The following is a 4916-nucleotide window of genomic DNA, read 5'->3' on the forward strand; positions in this document are numbered from 1 at the left end:
GGCAATGATACTAATGTAGATGCAGAAGTACAAGTGTTTGATTCTACAGGAATTCCAATTTCTCCCCCATTATTCGACCTTTCCAATCCTGGATACGTTATTTACCAAGCTAACCAAGCAGGTACTTTCTATGTTGGTATTAGTGGTAGTGGTAACAGTGGTTATGACCCCAATATAGAAGGCAGTGGTTTTGCTGGAACTCCAGGAAAATATGACTTGACTATTGAAACTATTGGTCGTCAGATGGGAGGTACTCAAAGTAAATTGTATTTTAGTCGAGATGCTGCTTTCAACGATGAAGGTTTGTACATTTTAGATACAAGCACAGGTAATCCTACTCTTGTTGGTACTAACGGCGATAATGTGAGTGGGAATGTTGGTCTAGCTCCCAGTGACTCCTCAAGTTTCCTTTATGGCAGCGAATTCAACAATTTATTAAAAATAAATGCTGATGGTAGCGTTGCTAATTCAACTGGTATTGGAAATCTTAATACTAATACTAATGGACTAGCATACGATGCTTCCAGAAACATTCTCTATGGAACAGATGGTTCAAATTTTTATACTGTCAATCAAAGTACGGGCAATCCAATTTCTGACCTTAGTTTGTCTCCTACGTCTTTGTCAGGATTAGCCTTTGGTAATGGAGGAGTGTATGGTTTAGGTGATAGCCAAGATTTGCTATTTTATGACCCCAGTAATGATAATTGGTCTGTTATTGGAGATACCGGAATATCATCATGGCAAGATGCAGGATTAGCTTTTGATGCTGAGAAAAATGTACTGTATGCTAAACGATATAACGATACCTTACTTTATGAGATAGATGTATCAACGGCACAAACCACAAGTATTGGCGATACGGGATTTTTAGACGGTGGTGGTTTAGCATTAGTGAATGATGATGTCTACGAAGAACCGAACGATACTATAGCGCAAGCGACCAACACAGGATTAACCCTGAACAACGACGGTACTTTCAGCTTCTTTGGTGAAATCGGCGATAACACTAATGTTCTGCCAGAAGATGATGTAGACTTCTTTAAATTTGACTTAGGGTTGGGAGAAAGAGTTCGTATACCGCAAAATATAGAATTATTAGATGAAAATGGTAATTTTATCGCCAATGCAGAAGTAGAACTGTTTGATGAAACAGGAATACCATTTCCGACGACTCTTAACTTACTACCTACTGGTAGTGGTAACAACAACATTTACGAAGCTAACGAAGCAGGTACTTTTTACCTTGGTATTAGCAGTGGTTTTGGTTCCGCTGCAGGTAACTACGGTTTCACTATCGAAACTATTGGTCGGGAGATGGGAGGTACTGGAACTATAGCACCTCAACTGTACTTTAGTTCAGACTCTCCTGATGGAGATTTGTACAGTCTCAATAGAACCACAGGTAATGCAACTCCTATTAGCACTAATCCTAATTTCATAGGGATAAGGACGCGTGGTCTAGCTCCCAGCGACTCTTCAGGTCTCCTCTATGGCAGCGATAACAGCTTATTCAAAATAAATGCTAATGGTACTGTTGTTAATCAAATTGGTAATAGCTTTTTGAATTATGAGGGACTAGCATACGATGCTTCCAGAGATATTCTCTATGGAATAAATGGCAGTAGTTTCTATAGCATCAACCCCAATACAGGAGAAGAATTTAACCTTAGCTCCCCTTTCAGTTCTCTAGAGGGATTAGCCTTTGGTAACGGAGGAGTATATGGGTTAGGTTCCAGTCAAGATTTGATGTTCTACAACCCCAATGCTAACAATTGGTCTACTATTGGAGATACGGGAATCTCATCATGGAATAATGTAGGATTAGCTTTTGATACAGAAAAAAATGTATTGTATGCTAAACGAGATGGCGATACTTTACTTTACGAGATAGATGCTTCAACAGCACAAACTCAGAGTATTGGGGATACAGGAGTAGTAGACGGTGGTGGTTTAGCATTAGTTGATCGGGTCTCTAAAGGTAAATTGTACTTTACTGCAGATAGTTTTGGAGATTTGTACACTCTCAATACAACCACAGGTAATGCTAATCGTGTTAGCACTAATAGTAATTTTATAGGGATGCGTGGTCTAGCTCCCGGGGAATCCTCAAGTTTCCTCTATGGTGGTAGTAACGAGTTATTCAAAATCAATGCTGATGGTAGTGTTGCCAATCAAATTGGTGATAACTTTTTGAATTATGACGGACTAGCATACGATGCTTCCAAAGATATTCTCTATGGAACAGATGGCGGTGGTTTCTATAGCATCAACCCCAATACAGGAGAAGAAATTTCTAACCTTAGTTCCTCTAATGTAGACGGATTAGCTTTTGGTAACGGAGGAGTATATGGTTTAGGTTCCAGTCAAGATTTGATGTTCTACGACCCCAATGCTGATAGTTGGTTTACTATTGGAGATACGGGAATCTCATCATGGACTAATGTAGGATTAGCCTTTGATGCAGCGAAAAATGTATTGTATGCTAAACGAGATGGCGACACTTTACTTTACGAGATAGATGCTTCAACAGCAGAAGTGACAGTAATTGGCGATACTGGAATAGAATATGGTGGTGGTTTGGCATTTGTTAATGAAGACTTTTTTGAAGAAGTAAATGATACCAGGGAACGAGCAACTCAGACCGGACTTACCCGTGATAACCACGGTATTTTCAGCTATGTTGGTGAAATCGGCGATAATACTAATCTGCGACGAGAAGATGATGTAGATTTGTTTGAGATACACCTAGACCTGGGAGAAACAGTCCGTTTACCAGACAGGGTAGAAATAATAGATGAAGAAGGTTTTCCTGTGGGAGATGCAGTAGTGCAACTGTTTGATGCTACAGGAAATACTTTGAGCTTATTGCCAGAACTACCTGGTTATAATTCTTTTGCTGTTATTGAAGAAAACCAAGCAGGTACTTTTTATGTAGGTATTAGCGGTACTGGAAATGCAAATTACGACCTGAATGTAGAAGGTAGTGGTTCTGGTTCTGTAGCAGGTAGCTACGGTATAACTATTGAAACTATCGGTCGTGAAATGGGCAAAATTGAGAGTAACCGCTTGTTTGCATTCAAGGATGACGGTTCTGATGAAATAGTTGAGTTAAACCCTGAAACAGGAGCCGAAATTAATAGTTTCTCAGCTCCCGAAACATTTTCATCAGGAAGTCAAGGTTTAGCTTTTGACGGTGACAGTTTATTCTTGGTTGGGCAAAATAACAGTAATGTTAATACCGAACTATGGGAACTAGACCCAGATACAGGAGCAGTCAGGGATAACGACCCCATCTTTGATTCAGGTAGTTTTGAGGGTTTAGCAGTTCTGGAAGGAAAGGTTTATATATTAGACTCTTCGGACAGAGATATTCTAGAGTTCGATCCTGTAATAGATCAAATTACTAATACTTTAGATATTGATGGAATTAATAACTTGTTCTCAATGTCGCTAGATGGAGGACTAGCTGGAATTACAGAACCTAACGCCTTACTAGCAACTACAACTGATGGATTTTCAGGAGAACTTTTAGAAATAAATCCGACAACAGGTTTAATTACCAATTCTTTCCCTATCCCTGATACTAATGGAGTTGCTGTTGTTGATAACGAGATTTATGTAAGCGATAACAGTTCATTTCCTCCTAGTATAGCAATACTTAACCGTGCTGGTACATTACAACGGAGTATTGACTTAAATTATCCGATATCAGGACTAGCAGGTGACGATATAGGTTCGATTCTTTTTGAAGAACCAAACGATACTCTAACACGAGCAACTTACACCGGACTCACCCTAACCAACCCAGGTACATACACATATTCTGGTGAAATTGGTGATAACACAAATCTGTTGCAACCAGATGATGTAGATTTATTTAAGTTTGACTTGGATGTAGGAGAGACAGTTCGTTTACCAGCAACTATAGAGTTGTTAGATGAAAGCGGCAATCCTATGTTCGCTAATGCTGAGGTACAACTGTTTGATTCTACAGGAACTTCTATATCATTATCTCCCGATCCAGACCCTAACTATGTTTTCTATGAAGCAGTGGAAATAGGTACGTTCTACGTTGGTATTAGTGGTAATGGCAATACGAATTACAATCCCAATATTGAAGGTAGTGGTACTGGTTTTATAGCAGGTAACTATGACTTAACTATTGAAACTACAGGTTCTCGAACTGGGGACGAACCTAATGATATTCGAGCTGAAGCAATAGACACTGGTTTAACTCTAACTAACTCAGGAATATTCAACTATTCAGGAGAAATAGGAGACAATACCAACCTATCACCAGAAAACGATGTAGATTTATTCAAGTTTGACATCGATATTGGGGAAGTGGTGAAGTTCCCTCAATTCATTGATTTAGTAGATGAAAATGGAGTAGTTAATATCAATCCTGCTCAAGTCAAACTATTTGATGATGATGGGAATGAATTGTTTGGATTTATAGACCCCGATGACCCTAACTTCAACAATTATCGTGCAGAGAATGGTGCAGAAACTCTTTATATTGGTGTGAGTGGTTCAAGTACATTTTATGACCCAAGCAATGATACTGGTGGTAGTGGTGGTTCTCCTGACCAAGTAGGAAATTATAATTTAACCATTGAAACTGTGGGTCGGACTTTGGGAGATGATGAAACTAATGATATTTTAGCTGAAGCAGTAGATACAGGTTTAACTCTGACCAACTCAGGAGTATTTAACTATTCAGGAGAAATTGGTGATAACGTAAATGTTTTACCAGAAAATGACGTAGATTTGTTTAAGTTTGACCTGGATATTGGGGAAGAGGTAAAGTTCTCTCAATTCATTGAGTTGAGCAATGAAAATGGATTCACTAATCCTGCTCAAGTCAAACTATTTGATGATGATGGGAATGAATTGTTTGGATTTATAGACCC

1 protein-coding gene is annotated in these 4916 nt (G+C 38.9%); it reads left to right on the forward strand.

The window, feature by feature from the left end; translation table 11 throughout:
- On the forward strand, positions 1–4916 hold a 4916-nt coding region (locus SAGCYANO_RS36550), incomplete at both ends, for a hypothetical protein (protein WP_202224520.1).

The organism is Okeania sp. KiyG1 (genome assembly GCF_014132355.1).
In the GTDB taxonomy this organism is placed as follows: domain Bacteria; phylum Cyanobacteriota; class Cyanobacteriia; order Cyanobacteriales; family Microcoleaceae; genus Okeania.